This window comes from Streptomyces deccanensis, assembly GCF_022385335.1.
Classification (GTDB): domain Bacteria; phylum Actinomycetota; class Actinomycetes; order Streptomycetales; family Streptomycetaceae; genus Streptomyces; species Streptomyces deccanensis.
This window is the reverse complement of the sequence record NZ_CP092431.1, coordinates 3,612,613-3,628,292: the sequence shown is the minus strand read 5'-3', so window position 1 is coordinate 3,628,292 and position 15,680 is coordinate 3,612,613. Positions and strand designations below refer to the sequence as shown.

The following is a 15,680-nucleotide window of genomic DNA, read 5'->3' as shown; positions in this document are numbered from 1 at the left end:
GCACGTTGCATCAGCAGTCGCGCCAGCGATCCGTGATCTCCGACCGATCGATTCCCCGCCTCGCCGCCAAAGCGGCCACGTCCACACCATGCTCGCTCAGGGTGGAGTCGATGTATTCGCACAGCTGCTCCCGCTCCTCCGTGCAGAAGCCAGCACCGCCGTGCTGGCCGTCTCCGTCGATTGCATTGAGTGCGAGAACCACTCCTTCAACAGTCCCGAAGACAACTTCGTCGGACGCCTCCTGTAGCGCGCGCACCTCGTCCTCGAACGCCTTCAGGACGGCGTCCGTCGCCCGCAGCAACGACTCAGGGTAGAGATTCGCCTCGCCGGCGCACTCCGGGGCCAAGGTCCCGGCAGCTATTTCGCGGCCTGTCTCGGTCATCCAGGCGCGCCAGTTGTCAGTGGGTCTGTTCGCCATGAATCAGACGGTAGACCCTCGCACTGACAGCCTCCGCCCTGCACAGTTTCCAACTGCTTGTACGTCACAGCACTCGCGCGGCGCCCGGCGAGCCGTGCCGGCACCGCACGTCTTCGACTCGCCGACCGGCAGGCGGGTCTACGACAACGGCCACACACGCCTCACCAAGTGGCTCAATGACGGCGTACCGCCCGCTCAGGTCGCAGAGTGGGCCGGCAACAGTGGGCCCGTGCTGCTGGCCACCTACGCCCGGTGCGTCGACGGGCAACTGCCTGACCTGAAACGGCGACTCGAAGCCGCTGGAGATCTGCCGGACCCGGTCGAAGAACAGCGCGCTGATTCACCCGGTCCCCGCCGGAAAACGTCCTGAGCGGCGCCGAGAACTTCGACACGTATTCGACACGGCGACCCGCGGAATCCCGTTGACGGCCGTACAGCCCCGGAATCCCACCCTCGGCCGTGGAGGGGGTTCCGGGGCTTTCTGCCGGGTCCCGGTATGGCGTCTGACCAGCAAAAACGCCCTCCCGGAGGAGGGCGGGGTGTGGGCGCCCCCGGCAGGACTCGAACCTGCGGCCAAGCGCTTAGAAGGCGCCTGCTCTATCCACTGAGCTACGGGGGCCGGGTGTGGTGGCCACTGTCGTGGTGCCCGGGTGTGGGCTGATCCGTGACGTTGCCGGGGACAAGGATAGGGCTCCCGAGTCCGTGTCCCTGTTGCTTCGCCTCCGTGGCTCAATGTGGAGGTTCGGTGAAGCGGTCCTGATAATCGCAGGCAGGTACGAATCGTGCACCTCTTTTGCCGCCTCGGACCCCGGGTGTTGTGCACTCGTTATGCCTGCGCCCCTCTCGTCCCCTCCGTCCCCTGTGTCCTGTCGGCGCGCAGACGTACTTATATGCTTCAGAAAGTCCACAAAATTGGGCATTCTTCGCATGTGGTGACCTTGGACGTACGGCCTCAGTTGCTCGACGCGCTCTCCGCCCTGCGCGACCGTGTCGCCGCCGCGCGCTTCCCGCTGCCCCTGGCAGGGGCCCCGCGCGCGCGTGCCAACCGCGACGAACTGCTCGCGCAACTCGACGACTACTTGGTGCCCCGGTTGCGACAACCCGAAGCACCCTTGCTCGCGGTGGTCGGCGGATCCACCGGAGCCGGCAAGTCCACTCTCGTCAACTCCCTGGTCGGACGAAGGGTCAGCGAGGCCGGCGTACTGCGGCCGACGACCCGTACGCCCGTACTGATCTGCCATCCCGAGGACCACCACTGGTTCAGCGGCATGCGGGTCCTGCCCAACCTCACGCGCGCGTGGACGCCGCCGCAGGAGCCCGGACAGGACCCGGACGACGACTCCTTCCCGCCCGACGGCGGGAACGGCGGCAAGAACGGCGAGCGCTTCCTGCGCATCGAGACCGCCGACAACCTCCCGCCCGGACTCGCCCTCCTCGACGCGCCCGACATCGACTCCCTGGACGCCGACAACCGCGTACTCGCCGCCGAACTCATCTGCGCCGCCGACATCTGGGTGATGGTCACCACGGCTTCCCGCTACGCCGACGCCGTGCCGTGGCATCTGCTGCGGTCCGCGAAGGAACACCGGGCGACCCTGGTCACCGTGCTCGACCGGGTGCCCCACCAGGTCGTCTCCGAGGTCTCCCGGCAGTACGGGGCGCTGCTGACCAAGGCCGGACTCGGCGACGTACCCCGCTTCACCGTGCCCGAACTCCCCGAGTCCGCCTGGGGCGGCGGGCTGCTGCCGGGCACCGCCGTCGCACCGCTGCGGACCTGGCTCATCCAGCAGGTGACCGATCCCGAGGCCCGCCACCAGGCGATGGCCCGCACCGCACACGGGGTCCTCGACTCGCTGCGCTCCCGGATGCCCGAGCTGGCGAACGCCGCGGCCCAGCAGTACTCGGCCGCCCTCCGGCTCACCGCCGCCGTCGACGCGGCGTACGACAGCGAGCACGCGCGCGTGAAGGGGCGTCTGCAGGCGGGGGCCGTGCTCGCGGGCGACGCCCTCAAACGGTGGCGCAGTTTCCCCCTCGACTGCACCGCCGGCGAACTGCTCGACGCCCTCGTCGAGAGCCTCGGCAGCCTGCTGCTGTGCGCGGTCACCGCCGCCGACGAACGCGTCGGCGAGGCCTGGAACCGCGAACCGGCCGCCGTGGCCGCCGGACTGACGGAACGTGACACGACGGGGGAGAGCGTCGAACACCGGATCGGGATGACCGTACGGCGCTGGCGGCGTGTCCTGGAGGAGTACGCCGAGGAGGAGGTGCGCGACCTCGACCGGAGCACCGCTCCGGACACGGAGGTGGTGGCCGCCCTGGGCGCCACGGCCCTGCTGGGCGGCCGACGGGCCCGGTCCGCCGGGGAGGGGCTCGCGGAACGGATCGGCGCGCACGGCGCGCTACGGCTGCGCGACCGCGGCGGACGGCTGCTCACCGACTACCTCGAACGAGCCCTCGACACCGAGCGCGAGCGCCTACTCGCCCCGCTCGACGCCCTCGACGTACACCCCGAACCGCAGGCCCGACTCATCGCCGCCCTGTCCGTACTGCAGAAGGAGAGGTGACCGCCGTGACCGCCGTCACTGACCACACGGATCAGACCGGGGACGACATCCCCAAGAGGGGTGACGACAGGCCGGCCCGTCAGGAGCCCGGCAGGGAGTTCGGCAACGAGTTCGGCAAGAAGGTCGCCAAGATGGTCGATGAGAAGGGCGAGGGCCGGGGCAACGGCCTCGCCGCCGGGGCCGATCGCGCGGGCGCCGATCGTGCGGAGAGGGCCGAGGAACGGGGGGCGATCGGAGGGCTGGAGAGGATCGCCGCCGGTCCGTCGGCCCGCCCGGGCCGTGAGCCGCAGCCGTGGGGCGGCGGCGAGAGCGGCGTCCACGCGCGCGTGGACGACCGTTCCGGCGCCGGCGCGGCCGGCCGTGAGTCCCGAGGCACCTCCGGTGACGCGTTCGCGCGTATGAAGGCGGATGTGGCCGCGCGAAGAGAACGGGGGTCTACGGAATCGGGGGCCGCGGGGGCGGAGTCCGGTGATCCCTGGGACGACGGGCTCATCGCCCGGCGGGCCGCCGAGTCGGGGCCCGCCGAGCGGGTGTCGGCCGTGGAGACCAGGGCCCCTGCCGCGCAGTCGGTCGTCCCGCTCGCGTACGACGGGCAACTGCGGTCGCGGCTCGACGCGCTGCGCGAGCTGGTGGGGCTGTCCCGCACCCGGTTGGACAGCACGACCCTCGCGGAGGCGGGGCGCGTGCTGGAGGAGGCGGCGGCGCGGCGCAGGCTCTCCGGTCAGCACACGGTCGTCGCCATCGCGGGCGCCACCGGCAGCGGCAAGTCGACACTGTTCAACGCGCTCGCGGGCGTGGCGATCTCGGAGACGGGCGTACGCCGGCCCACCACGGCCGCGCCCATCGCGTGCAGTTGGAGCGACGGCGCGGCGAGCCTCATCGACCGGCTGGGGATTCCGGGACGGCTGCGGCGGCGGCCGTTGCAGAGCGCGGAGGCGGAGGCGCAGCTGCGCGGCCTCGTCCTGGTGGATCTGCCCGATCACGACTCGGCGGCGGTGCAGCACCGCGAACAGGTCGACCGGATCCTGGCGCTGGTGGACGCGGTCATCTGGGTCGTCGATCCGGAGAAGTACGCCGACGCGATCCTCCACGAGCGCTATCTGCGGCCCCTGGCCGGTCACGCGGAGGTCATGTTCGTCGTCCTCAACCAGGTCGACCGGCTTCCCGGGGAGGCCGCCCACCAGGTGCTCGACGACTTGCGGCGCCTGCTCGACGAGGACGGCGTCGCCCTGGGGGAACACGGTGAACCCGGCGCCACCGTGCTCGCGCTGTCCGCGCTCACCGGGGACGGCGTGGGCGAACTGCGTGACGCCCTGGAGCAGTTCGTGGCCGAGCGGGGTGCGCCCGCCCGCCGGGTCCGCGCCGATCTGGACGCGGCGGCGGCGCGGCTGTGGCCGGTGTACGCCAATCAGCGGCGCGCGGGGCTCAGTGAGCGGGCGCGCGAGGAGTTCGCCGCGCGCCTCGCGGACGCCGTGGGCGCCACCGCGGCGGGCGAGGCCGCCGAGCGCGCCTGGCTGCGCAACGCCAACCGCGCGTGCGGGACGCCCTGGCTGCGGCTGTGGCGCTGGTACCAGGACCGGAGCGAACCTCCCACGGGGCGGCTCGCCCTGAGGGCGCCCGTGGACGAGGAGGCCACCGCCCGGCAGCGCGTCGAGCAGGCCGTGCGTACGTTGTCGGAGCGCGCGGCGAGGGGGTTGCCCCTGCCCTGGGCCCAGGCGGTGCGCGAGGCGGCCGTACGGGGGGCGCAGGGGCTGCCCGAGGCACTGGACGAGCTGGCGGTGCGGGCCGGGGCGCCGACGGGGCGGCCACCCCGGCCGGGCTGGTGGCCTGCGGCGGTGCTCGCGCAGGCCGCCATGACGCTGGTTCAGGTCGTGGGCGGTCTGTGGCTGTTGGGGCAGATCATCGGCTTCATGGCACCCAACCTCGGCGTGCCGGTGCTGCTGATGGTGATCGGCATCGTCGGCGGTCCGGCCGTCGAGTGGGGCTGCCGACTTGCGGCGCGCGGCCCGGCACGGCGGTACGGCCACGAGGCGGAACGGCGGCTGCGGGAGGCCGCCGCCGGCTGCGGACGGGCCCGGGTGCTGGAGCCGGTGGCCGCCGAGCTGCTGCGGTACCGGGAGGTGCGGGAGCAGTACGGACGGGTGTTGGGTGCGACGCCGGTGAGGTGAGCAGTGTCCTTCGCGGGGTGGGTTCACCCCCTCGGGTGACGGAGTTTTCCACAACCGGCGAGTAGCACACAGGGCTCAGCGGGCTCGGCCCGACGGCGGCAGTCTGAACACGCGGCGATCACAGCACCGCCGCACGACGGACACGGCAGCCGTACGGGACGAGCCCGTGCGCGTGTCCGGGACCGTCGGCGTCCGACGCCGGCGTGAAAGAGGGGTTCGCGAGATGAACGAGACGATGGTGTGCGTGGTGGGGAACGTGGCGACCCAGCCGGTCTGCCGGGAGTTGTCGACGGGTTCGTCGGCTCGGTTCCGGCTGGCGGTGACCTCGCGGTACTGGGACCGCGAGAAGAACGAGTGGACCGACGGGCACACCAACTTCTTCACGGTGTGGGCCAGGCGCGCGCTGGCCGCGAACGTGGCGTCGTCCGTCGCGCTGGGGGATCCGGTCGTGGTGCACGGGCGGTTGAAGGTGCGCGCCGAACAACGCGACGGGCAGAGCCGGGTCTCGGCGGACCTCGACGCGGTCGCCGTCGGCCACGATCTGTCGCGGGGGACCTCGGCGTTCCGGCGGACGCCCAGGGGTGAGGCGTCGATCACGGCTCAGACCTCGTCCCAGCCGGAGCCGGCCTGGGAGACACCGCCGCCCGGCGGTCGGCTCGACGCCACGGCCGAACTCGGCCCGCAACCAGCCGGGGTGACATGACCTCAGGTTCTCGTGGCCCATCGGCGCGTATGCGGTGAAGGCCCTGTGTGCACGGCTCGTCGATTTGTCGATAAGTGCTGTTCGTGGGCTGTGCGGCCGATAACGATTCCGATTCGGATCGGTTGTCCGACGATACGACTGGGAAGAGCGGTGCGCCGGATCCCTAGGATGCCGGGCATAGCTCACGGGGCTTCTGATTCTGCTGGTGGGACCACATCCCCCACGCCAACGGGTCCTGCTCGAAGGGAAATTCTGTGGTTTCTTGGTTCTCGGCGTCGCTCTCCGGTTGGTCCGGGCGGGCCGCACGCAGGCGAAAGGCCGGCCGTCTCGCCGCCGTCTCGCTGGCGTCCGGCCTCGCCGTCGCGGGGGCGATCGTCACCGCGAGCCCGGCCACCGCCGACGAGACGCCGCAGAGCTCCGGCGGGGCGACCGCCACCATGGGCGGCCTCAAGACGTACGGGACGGCCGTGCTCCGCACCGACGAGGGGCAGGAACAGCAGCTCCCCGCAGGGCTGTTCGAGATGTTCGTCGACGGCGGCGGCACCCTGCAGACCTACTGCGTCGACGTCCAGAACCCGACGCAGAAGGACGCCACCTACCAGGAGACCCCCTGGAGCGGCACCTCGCTGGGCGCCAACAAGGACGCGGGCAGGATCCGCTGGATCCTGCAGAACTCCTACCCGCAGGTGAACGACCTCGCGGCGCTCGCCGGCAAGGCCGGGGCCACGGGTCTCACCGAGCAGGACGCGGCGACCGGTACGCAGGTGGCGATCTGGCGGTACTCCGACGGGGCCGACGTGACGGCCCTCGACCCCGAGGCGGAGAAGCTCGCGGACTACCTGGAGAAGAACGCGCGGAATCTGGCCGAGCCGGCCGCCTCCCTCACCCTCGACCCGCCGGCGGTCTCCGGCCGTGCCGGTGAGCGGCTCGGCCCGGTCACGGTGCACACCAACGCCGACGGCGTGACCGTGACCCCGCCCTCGGACGTGGCGGCGGACGGAGTGAAGGTCGTCGACGCCGACGGTGAGGCCGTGACCTCGGCCGGCGACGGCAGCGAGCTGTACTTCGAGGTGCCCGAGGACGCCGCGGACGGCACGGCCGACCTGACCGTGCAGGCCTCGACGACCGTCCCGGTCGGTCGCGCCTTCGCCTCCGAGACGCGCAGCCAGACCCAGATCCTCGCCGGCTCCAGCGAGTCCACGGTCTCCGCGACGGCGACCGCGCACTGGGCCGAGAAGGGCGCCATACCCGCACTGTCCGCCGAGAAGAACTGCGCCGAGGGCGGCCTGGACATCACGGCCGCGAACGAGGGCGACAAGCCCTTCACCTTCGAGCTGATGGGGATCACGTACACCATCGAGGCGGGCGGGACCAGGACGGTGACCATCCCGCTGCAGGAGGACCAGGCGTACGACTTCACGATCAAGGGGCCCAACGGCTACGCGAAGCAGTTCCGGGGCGTGCTCGACTGCCGGACCGAGACCGAGGCCGGTGCGAGCGGCGACTCGGTCCAGACGCTGAGCGAGCCGAGCCCGGCGACGGTCGGCGGCGGCGCGGTGACCGACACCGGAACCGACCTCGCCGAGACCGGCAGCTCCGGGGCGACCCCGGTGATCGGCGGCATCGCCATCGGGCTGGTCGTGATCGGCGGCGCGGTGATGGTCGTCCTCCGCAAGCGGAACCCCTGACGAGAACGGCGGACGAGCACGCCGGACGAGGACGGCCAGGACGGCAGGGAAACAGCTCCTTGGCAACTCAACAGTGAGTGACCGCGCGGTGACACGTGCGTTCGACGCGGCCCCGACACGCCTTCCAGGCACCGGGGCCGCGTCGCTCGTGCGGGGGCTTCACCATCCGGTTTCCGTCGAGGGCTGGCCGTGCGGCAAGATGGGTGGTACTGCCCACTGCCAGATCTCAAAACGCCGGACGGTTTCTCTTGGCTGAGTACATCTACACGATGCGCAAGACACGCAAGGCGCACGGCGACAAGGTGATCCTTGACGACGTCACGCTGAGCTTCCTGCCCGGCGCGAAGATCGGTGTGGTCGGCCCGAACGGTGCCGGTAAGTCCACCGTCCTCAAGATCATGGCGGGCCTGGAGCAGCCGTCCAACGGTGACGCGTTCCTGTCGCCCGGCTACACCGTCGGCATGCTCCTGCAGGAGCCCCCGCTGGACGAGTCCAAGACGGTCCTGCAGAACGTGCAGGACGGCGCCGCCGAGATCATGGGCAAGCTCAAGCGCTTCAACGAGGTCGCGGAGCTCATGGCGACCGACTACTCGGACGCGCTCCTGGACGAGATGGGCAAGCTCCAGGAGGACCTGGACCACGCGAACGCGTGGGACCTGGACACCCAGCTGGAGCAGGCCATGGACGCCCTGGGCTGCCCGCCCGGCGACTGGCCCGTCACCAACCTCTCCGGTGGTGAGCGCCGCCGCGTCGCCCTGTGCAAGCTGCTGCTCGAAGCCCCCGACCTGCTGCTGCTCGACGAGCCCACCAACCACCTGGACGCCGAGTCCGTGCAGTGGCTGGAGCAGCACCTCGCGAAGTACCCCGGCACCGTCGTCGCCGTCACCCACGACCGGTACTTCCTCGACAACGTCGCGGGCTGGATCCTGGAGCTCGACCGCGGCCGCGCCATCGGCTACGAGGGCAACTACTCCACCTACCTGGAGACCAAGCAGACCCGTCTCAAGGTCGAGGGCCAGAAGGACGCCAAGCGCGCCAAGCGGCTCAAGGAAGAGCTGGAGTGGGTCCGCTCCAACGCCAAGGGCCGCCAGGCCAAGTCCAAGGCGCGTCTGGCCCGCTACGAGGAGATGGCCGCCGAGGCCGACAAGATGCGGAAGCTGGACTTCGAGGAGATCCAGATCCCGCCGGGCCCCCGACTGGGCAACGTGGTCGTCGAGGTCAACAACCTCAGCAAGGCCTTCGGCGAGAAGGTCCTCATCGACGACCTCTCCTTCACGCTTCCGCGCAACGGCATCGTGGGCATCATCGGCCCGAACGGCGCCGGCAAGACCACCCTGTTCAAGATGATCCAGGGTCTGGAGGAGCCCGACTCCGGTTCGATCAAGGTCGGCGAGACCGTCAAGATCTCCTACGTCGACCAGAGCCGCGAGAACATCGACCCCAAGAAGACGCTGTGGGCCGTCGTCTCCGACGAGCTGGACTACATCAACGTCGGCCAGGTCGAGATGCCCTCGCGGGCCTATGTCTCCGCGTTCGGCTTCAAGGGCCCGGACCAGCAGAAGCCGGCCGGGGTGCTCTCCGGCGGTGAGCGCAACCGCCTCAACCTGGCGCTCACCCTCAAGCTCGGCGGCAACCTGCTGCTCCTCGACGAGCCGACCAACGACCTCGACGTCGAGACCCTGTCGTCGCTGGAGAACGCGCTGCTGGAGTTCCCCGGCTGCGCCGTGGTCGTCTCCCACGACCGCTGGTTCCTGGACCGGGTGGCCACGCACATCCTCGCCTACGAGGGCGAGTCCAAGTGGTTCTGGTTCGAGGGCAACTTCGAGTCGTACGAGAAGAACAAGATCGAGCGGCTCGGCGCCGACGCCACCCGTCCGCACCGCGCCACCTACAAGAAGCTGACCCGGGGCTGATCGATCTTGCGGCACATCTACCGCTGCCCACTGCGCTGGGCGGACATGGACGCCTACGGCCACGTCAACAACGTGGTCTTCCTCCGCTACCTGGAGGAAGCCCGTATCGACTTCCTGTTCCGCCCGGAGAAGGACTTCAAGCAGGGGTCCGTGGTGGCACGCCATGAGATCGACTACAAGCGGCAGCTGGTCCACCGGCACCAGCCGGTGGACATCGAGCTGTGGGTCACGGAGATAAGAGCGGCGTCGTTCACGATCACCTACGAGGTCAAGGACCCGGACCAGGTTTATGTCCGGGCCTCGACGGTGATAGTGCCGTTCGACTTCGCGACGCAGCGGCCGCGTCGGATCACCTCCGAGGAACGTGAGTTCCTGGAGGAGTACAGGGACGACGAGGCGGAGGCCGTCGCCGCATGACGGTGCTCCACCTCGCCGACGAGGGGGAGGCGGCGGATCTCGCGGCCTTCCTCTCCCGGCTGCTCCACTACGACCGTGGGGCCGCGGTACGCCTCCAGGGGGCCGGCACCGCACTCGCCGCCTTCGGACGGCCGCCGTCCTTCGAGGTCCTGGCGATCCGGGCCGTGCGCCTCGCCAAGCCGTACGAGAACGGGCTCGACGTCACGCTCGACGAGACCGTGTCGGCCGGTGAACTCCTGGAGTCCATCGACGAGTCCGCCGGCACGGCGGTCGTCCCGGCGGCGGTGACCGGACCGCCGTGGGCCGGGGTGCTTCCCCCGCGCGGCGGCTGGCGGCCGGAGGCGGGGCTGCCCGCGCCGGACGCGCTCCGGGCGATGGTCTCCGCCGCGGTGCGTGAATTCCGCTCCCGGACCGAGGAGTTGCCGCCGGAGAACCGGACACGGGCCGAACTGGACCGGATCGGGCGGGAGATCTGGTCCCGGACGGTCGGGGACACGCCGCTGCCGGTGCGTGCCGTGCACGCGGCGCAGTCGCTGGGCTTCCTCCGCACCCCACGCGCGTCCACACCCGGGACGGCGACACCGGGACTGTTCTCGTCGGGCGCGTGGCTCCGGCTGCGCACGCCGTACGGGTCGATCGCCGTCCGCAGGGCGGGCCTGGGGACCCTGGGCGTCACCGTCCGCTGAGCCCGCCGACCGGAGGGGGCGCCGCCTAGCCCGGGGCGTTCACCATGGAGGCGGCCGCGTAGGTGAGGTAGTTCCACAGGGTGCGCTCGTGTTCCTCGGAGAGGCCGAGGTCGTCGACGGCGTCGCGCATGTGCTTCAGCCAGGCGTCGTGGGCGGCGCGGTCGACGGTGAAGGGGGCGTGGCGCATGCGGAGGCGGGGGTGGCCGCGGTTCTCGCTGTAGGTGGTGGGGCCGCCCCAGTACTGGATCAGGAACAGGGTGAGACGGTCCTCGGCCGGGCCCAGGTCCTCCTCGGGGTACATGGGCCGCAGGATCGGGTCCTCGGCGACACCCTCGTAGAAACGGCGCACGAGGCGCCGGAAGGTCTCCTCGCCACCGACCTGCTCGTAGAAGGACTGCTCCTGAAGCGTGCCGCGCCGAATCTCATTCACGTTCCCCATGGTCTCAGACGCGGCGGCGGAGGACTTGAGGCTTAGGACCACCGCGTAACAGGCGGACAGGTCGATTCCGGACCGTCGGGCCGGGGTGCTCGCCTCTGGAGGCGTCCGGCCGCACAGTGGAGGTATGGGCACGCACACTGTGGACCACGACTTGGAACGTCTCGCCGCCGAGGCCCGAGCGGCGCTGGTGCGTGAGATCGAGGCGAGCGGGGCGTGGGACGCCGACCCGGAGTGGCGGAAGGCGTTCGAGAGCGTCCCCCGGCATCTCTTCGTCCCGTACTACTACGTGGGTGTCCTGGGCGGCTTCGAGCGGCTGTGGGGCGAGGAACGGGACCCCCGGCGGCGGGCCCGCTGGGTACGGGGCGCGTACGCGGACACGCCGCTCGCCACACGTGTGCGGGACGGAGAGCTGATCTCCTCCAGCAGTCAGCCCTCGCTGATGGCGAAGATGCTGGCCGAGCTGGAGGTGGAGGACGGCGACCGGGTGCTGGAGATCGGCGCCGGCACCGGTTACAACGCCGCCCTGCTCGCGCACCGGCTGGGGGACGACCTGGTCACGACCGTCGATCTCGACGCCGACATCACGGAGGCGGCCCGCAGGCATCTGGACGCCGCCGGGTACCACCCGACCGTGGTCACCGGGGACGGGGCGCGCGGGGTGCCCGAGCGGGCGCCGTACGACCGGATCATCGCGACCTGCACACTGCACTCGATCCCGCACGCCTGGCTCGCCCAGTGCACCCCCGGTGCGCGCATCCTGACGCCGCTGGCCACGGGGCTGGTGCGGCTGCGGGTGGAGGACGCCGAGCACGCGGAGGGGCGCTTCCTGCACACCTCGGCGTACTTCGTGCCCCTGCGCGGGGGCAGTGAGCCGGAAGCGGTCCATCCGCATCTGGGCGGGCTGCCGCACCGGGCCAGGGACCACGAGCTGTTCCGGTTCCTGCTGGCCCTCACGGCGGGCAGTCTCGACCCGCACGAGGCGCTCGCGCTGTGGCAGCGCGAGGGGATGCCGTCCCGTGAGCGCTATGGCATCACGGTCCGCGGCGACCACGCCTGGGCCTGGCTGGACGACCCGGAGGGCCCGTACGCCTGGCCGCTGCCGTGACCTGGGCCCCAGGAGGGCGCGCCGACGGCTCAGGGCCGACCGATGTGCTCGGTCGGCCCTGAGCCGGTGCACTGCCGTGGGGCGGGTCAGCCCCGGCGGATCGTGATCGTCGTCCACGCGCCCACGTGGACCCGGTCCCCGTCCTGGAGGGGGATCGGGACGAAGGGCTGGATGGGGTCCTCGGAACCGTTGACCGTGGTGCCGTTGGTGGAGTTCTGGTCGACGACCGCCCAGCTGCCGTCGGGCTGCTGCACCAGCACCGCGTGCTGGTGGGAGACGCCCGGGTCCTCCGGCGGCACCGAGAGATCGATGTCGGGGGTGTCGCCGGTGGAGTGGCGGCGCCGTCCGATGGTGATCTGGTTGCCGGTGAGGGCGCGCCGCTGCTCCGGGGAGTACGCGGGCAGGTTCAGGCCGGCGGCCTCGGGGCCCGAGCGCTGCATCATCGCCATGAAGTAGTCGCGGTCGGGGCCGATGGTCGCGCTCCAGGTCGTCGGCGCCTGCGGGTACGCGGGGCCGGGCGGGGCCTGGGTGGCACCGGGCTGCGGGTAGCCGTAGCCACCCGGACGGCCACCCGCGCCGCCGGGACCGCCGGGACCCGCGGGACCACCGGGTCCGCCCGGGCCGGTGGACGGCGGGGAGATCACCCAGTCGTCGTCACCGCCGAACGAGGGGCTGCCGCCGGGGCCCCCAGGACCTCCGGGACCGCCCTGACCGCCCTGACCGCCGGGCTGCGGTCGTCGGGTCTCCTGCGGGAAGCCGGGCGGGGCGGATGTCCCCGCCTGCTGGAACGCCTGCGGCGCCCCACCGGGGCCGCCCGGACCGCCACCGGGGCCCTGACCGTTCCCGGGACCCTGACCACCGGGGCCGCCGGGACCGCCGGGTCCGGAGCCGCCGGGGAAGCCCGACCCGCCAGGTCCACCAGGTCCACCAGGTCCGCCGGGCCCACCGGGCGTAGGTCCGGGCGGTGGCGGAACCGGTCGTGAGGGGTCGCCGCCGAAGCCGGAAGGACCGGGGCGTGAGGGGTCGCCGCCGAAGCCCGAGGGGCCGGGACGCGAAGGGTCACCACCGAAGGCCGAGGCCCCGGGGCGTGACGGATCCCCGCCGAACGCGGACGGACCGGGCTGGCCCGGCCCGGGCTGCCCCGGACCCGGCTGACCCGAAGGCCCGCCGCCGAACCCACCGGGACCCCCCGGCCCCGAAGGGCCACCGGGACCGCCGGGACCGCCGGGACCACCCGGACGTCCGGGTCCACCGGGACCCTGACCGCCGTGGCCTCCGGGCCCGCCGGGGCCACCAGGTCCTCCGGGGCCGCCCGGTCCGCCGAAGCCGCCGTTGCCGCCCTGCCCTCCGGGGCCGCCCGGACCGGGCTCGCCGCCGAACGGCGGTCCCGGCGGGATCGGTTCGGCGGGACGGTTCACCTGCGAGGGGCGGGAGCTCTGGTAGTCGTACCCCTCACCGCCGCCGTAGGACGGCGGAGGCGGCTGCTGGAAGCGCAGCGCCGGGTTGCCGCCGGCGCCGGGGCCGCCCGGGCCGCCCGGGCCGGGGCCGCCGGGACCAGGGCCACCCGGGCCCGGGCCCGGGCCCGGGCCCGGTCCGGGCGCCGGAGGCCGCGGCGCTGCCGGGGTGTACGTGGTCGCCGTGTTGGTCAGGAAGTTCCACCGGCACTCCTCGCAGAAGGGCGCGCCGCCCTCGCGGGGCGTGCGGCACTGCGGGCAGAGCTCCGGCTCGGCGGCGAGGTGCGGGCGTCCACCGGGACCCCCAGGTCCCCCGGGGCCCCCGGGACCGCCCGCGCCGGGAGGCGGGGGAGGGGAGCCGGGCGGCGGGTATCCGTATCCGGCGCCCGGGGGCGGCGGTGGTGGCGGCGGGGGTACGGCACCGGCCATACGGTGACCGCAGACCTCGCACCAGTCGTCGGAACCCGACTGGTGTCCGTTCGGGCAGGTCGGCATGTCGGCGCTTCCCCCTCTCCTTTCCGGCCTCACGGCCGGTTCCTGTGGCCGCGACGGGCCGGTGTGGCCGCTTCCGTCCGGATCCCCGGTGGGGGAGCCAGGCTCTGTGCAGCGGTGTTTCCGGGTGTTTCCTGTTTGCTTACAGCTACTTCTTTACACGAACAGTCTTTGTCGACCGAGTCTCGAGAGTCATCTCGTCGGCCTCCGTGACCTTCGCCTTCAGTCGCACAGTACCTGTCGCCGCGTCGACCACGTCCACCACCTTCGCAAGCAGTTTCGCAGTATCGGCGTTCCCCGAGGCGCTGGCGAGCTGAACGGCCCGGCCGAGCTTGGCCGTTGCTCCGTCGAAATCTCCGGATTTGCGGGCGTCCAAACCCTGCTGGATGACTTGTGCCAGTTCGGCCTGACCTGTGTAGTGCGCGACCTGGGGATTGATCGACGTGGACGCGACCATGTCGTCGGTCCACACGGCCTTCACCAGACCTTGGGCGCCGAGGTTCTGCGCGGTGCCGTCGGGCTGCGGGATGACGAGGGAGACCCGGGCGGCCAACATCTCCTGGCCGAGGTTCGCGGCCGGGACCTCGACGCACACGTGGTAGTCGCGGGACTCGTCCCCCCACGAGCCGGTCGGGTAGTCCCCGGCGCGCGGTCCGGCCTCGGTGCGACGGTCGGTCAACTCCTCGACCGTGGGCGCCACTTGCTTCACGAACTTGATCCGCGTGCCGACCGGGGTCCACAGCCGCAGCGCGACGTCCGCGACCTCCTTGCCCATGGCCGTCTCCATCATCTGGGTGAAGTCGGCGGACAGAGCGGCCGGGTCGGCGACGATGTCGGCGGTGCCGAGCAGCGCGGAGGCGATGCCCGTGACCTCCTTCACCTCCCAGTCGGTGCCCACTCCACGCGCGTCACACGTGAACCGTCCGGCACAGGCGTCCAGCGCGGCCTTCAGGTCCTCGGGGGACTCGTGCTCGTTGCGGCCGTCGGTGAGCAGGATGCCGTGGCGGATGGCGACGTCCGCCGAGGCGAGCAGCCGGTCGGCGAGCTTCAGCCAGGTGCCGATGGCGGTGCCGCCGCCCGCGCTGAGCCTGCGCAGCGCCTGCTTGGCCTGCTCCCGGGTGGCGGAGTCGGCGACCGCCAGCCGGCCCCCGCCGGGATAGACCTCCCGGGCCACGTGGGTGCCGTCGATCACGGCGAAGTGGACGCCGTCGCGCAGGGTGTCGATCGCGGCGGCCGTCGCGTCGCGGGCGTTGCGCATCTTGGTCGGCGGGTAGTCCATCGACCCCGAGCAGTCGACCATGAGCGCCACGGCGGCGGACGGGCCCTGACCGGGCGAGTACAGGTGCGGCGCGGCGACCGCGCTGCCGATGGTACCTCCGCCGGTCGCGCTGACCGTCACGATGGCGTTCACCTCACGGCCGCCCTCGGGCAGGTACTCGTTCTGGTACACCTCGACCGAGAACTGCGGCACGTTCGACTTCGAGAAATTGGCCATGCCTACTCAGATCCCCCTAGCAGCCCCACTGATGGCCCCACGGCACGTGGGGTGATGACTGTCGTGCCCGTCCCGGACCGGTCCCCTCCGGTCCGTCGGCCTTCCCGTCCGGCCGCCGAGGCGCCCGCGTGCACCCGT

Annotated in this window: 12 protein-coding genes and 1 tRNA gene; 8 read left to right on the top strand and 5 right to left on the bottom strand. The window is 71.9% G+C overall.

The genetic code is table 11. The features are described 5' to 3' along the window. Window positions 1–10: 10 nt before the first annotated feature. Window positions 11–418, bottom strand: a complete 408-nt coding sequence (locus L3078_RS16150; protein ID WP_239754367.1) for a hypothetical protein — start codon at window positions 416–418, stop codon at window positions 11–13. A 546-nt stretch (window positions 419–964) separates the two neighbouring features. Then, a tRNA-Arg gene (locus L3078_RS16145) sits at window positions 965–1,037 on the bottom strand. A gap of 310 nt (window positions 1,038–1,347) precedes the next feature. Here L3078_RS16145 and L3078_RS16140 point away from each other — a divergent pair. The 7 genes from L3078_RS16140 (at window position 1,348) to L3078_RS16110 (ending at window position 10,557) form a co-directional block, all read left to right on the top strand. Further along, a complete protein-coding gene (locus tag L3078_RS16140) occupies window positions 1,348–2,982 on the top strand; it encodes a dynamin family protein (protein ID WP_239754366.1) in 1,635 nt (544 codons plus the stop codon). Between the two features lie 5 nt (window positions 2,983–2,987). Further along, window positions 2,988–5,150 (top strand): YfjP family GTPase, encoded by a 2,163-nt coding sequence (locus L3078_RS16135; protein ID WP_239754365.1) that lies wholly within the window; start codon window positions 2,988–2,990, stop codon window positions 5,148–5,150. A gap of 223 nt (window positions 5,151–5,373) precedes the next feature. Continuing rightward, a complete protein-coding gene (locus tag L3078_RS16130; RefSeq protein ID WP_239754364.1) occupies window positions 5,374–5,853 on the top strand; it encodes a single-stranded DNA-binding protein in 480 nt (159 codons plus the stop codon). Between the two features lie 254 nt (window positions 5,854–6,107). Next, a complete protein-coding gene (locus L3078_RS16125) occupies window positions 6,108–7,541 on the top strand; it encodes a Cys-Gln thioester bond-forming surface protein (RefSeq protein ID WP_239754363.1) in 1,434 nt (477 codons plus the stop codon). Between the two features lie 248 nt (window positions 7,542–7,789). Further along, complete coding sequence (gene ettA, locus L3078_RS16120) at window positions 7,790–9,454, top strand: energy-dependent translational throttle protein EttA (protein ID WP_239754362.1); 1,665 nt, start codon at window positions 7,790–7,792, stop codon at window positions 9,452–9,454. A gap of 6 nt (window positions 9,455–9,460) precedes the next feature. Beyond that, complete coding sequence (locus L3078_RS16115) at window positions 9,461–9,871, top strand: acyl-CoA thioesterase (protein WP_239754361.1); 411 nt, start codon at window positions 9,461–9,463, stop codon at window positions 9,869–9,871. Further along, window positions 9,868–10,557, top strand: coding sequence for a DUF8185 domain-containing protein (locus L3078_RS16110; protein ID WP_239754360.1), 690 nt, complete (start codon window positions 9,868–9,870; stop codon window positions 10,555–10,557). Before L3078_RS16115 ends, L3078_RS16110 begins: the two co-directional genes overlap by 4 nt. Before the next feature lie 25 nt (window positions 10,558–10,582). Here the strand turns inward: L3078_RS16110 and L3078_RS16105 are convergent, their stop codons facing one another. Then, window positions 10,583–10,996: a globin gene (locus L3078_RS16105; RefSeq protein ID WP_239754359.1), complete on the bottom strand. Its 414-nt coding sequence runs from the start codon at window positions 10,994–10,996 to the stop codon at window positions 10,583–10,585. A 124-nt stretch (window positions 10,997–11,120) separates the two neighbouring features. Here L3078_RS16105 and L3078_RS16100 point away from each other — a divergent pair, with 124 nt between their 5' ends. Then, window positions 11,121–12,101, top strand: coding sequence for a methyltransferase domain-containing protein (locus L3078_RS16100; protein ID WP_239754358.1), 981 nt, complete (start codon window positions 11,121–11,123; stop codon window positions 12,099–12,101). Window positions 12,102–12,187: 86 nt separating this feature from the next. Here the strand turns inward: L3078_RS16100 and L3078_RS16095 are convergent, their stop codons facing one another. Further along, entirely contained in the window at window positions 12,188–14,050 is a 1,863-nt protein-coding gene (locus L3078_RS16095; protein WP_239754357.1) for an FHA domain-containing protein, read from the bottom strand. A gap of 145 nt (window positions 14,051–14,195) precedes the next feature. Further along, complete coding sequence (locus L3078_RS16090; protein WP_239754356.1) at window positions 14,196–15,542, bottom strand: vWA domain-containing protein; 1,347 nt, start codon at window positions 15,540–15,542, stop codon at window positions 14,196–14,198. Window positions 15,543–15,680: the final 138 nt, after the last annotated feature.

Bases quoted from the DNA above. Each gene is read 5' to 3' on its own strand.
- L3078_RS16150 (WP_239754367.1), bottom strand. From the start codon at position 418: ATGGCGAACAGACCCACTGACAACTGGCGCGCCTGGATGACCGAGACA.
- L3078_RS16130 (WP_239754364.1), top strand. From the start codon at position 5,374: ATGAACGAGACGATGGTGTGCGTGGTGGGGAACGTGGCGACCCAGCCG.
- L3078_RS16110 (WP_239754360.1), top strand. From the start codon at position 9,868: ATGACGGTGCTCCACCTCGCCGACGAGGGGGAGGCGGCGGATCTCGCG.
- L3078_RS16105 (WP_239754359.1), bottom strand. From the start codon at position 10,996: ATGGGGAACGTGAATGAGATTCGGCGCGGCACGCTTCAGGAGCAGTCC.
- L3078_RS16100 (WP_239754358.1), top strand. From the start codon at position 11,121: ATGGGCACGCACACTGTGGACCACGACTTGGAACGTCTCGCCGCCGAG.
- L3078_RS16095 (WP_239754357.1), bottom strand. From the start codon at position 14,050: ATGCCGACCTGCCCGAACGGACACCAGTCGGGTTCCGACGACTGGTGC.
- L3078_RS16090 (WP_239754356.1), bottom strand. From the start codon at position 15,542: ATGGCCAATTTCTCGAAGTCGAACGTGCCGCAGTTCTCGGTCGAGGTG.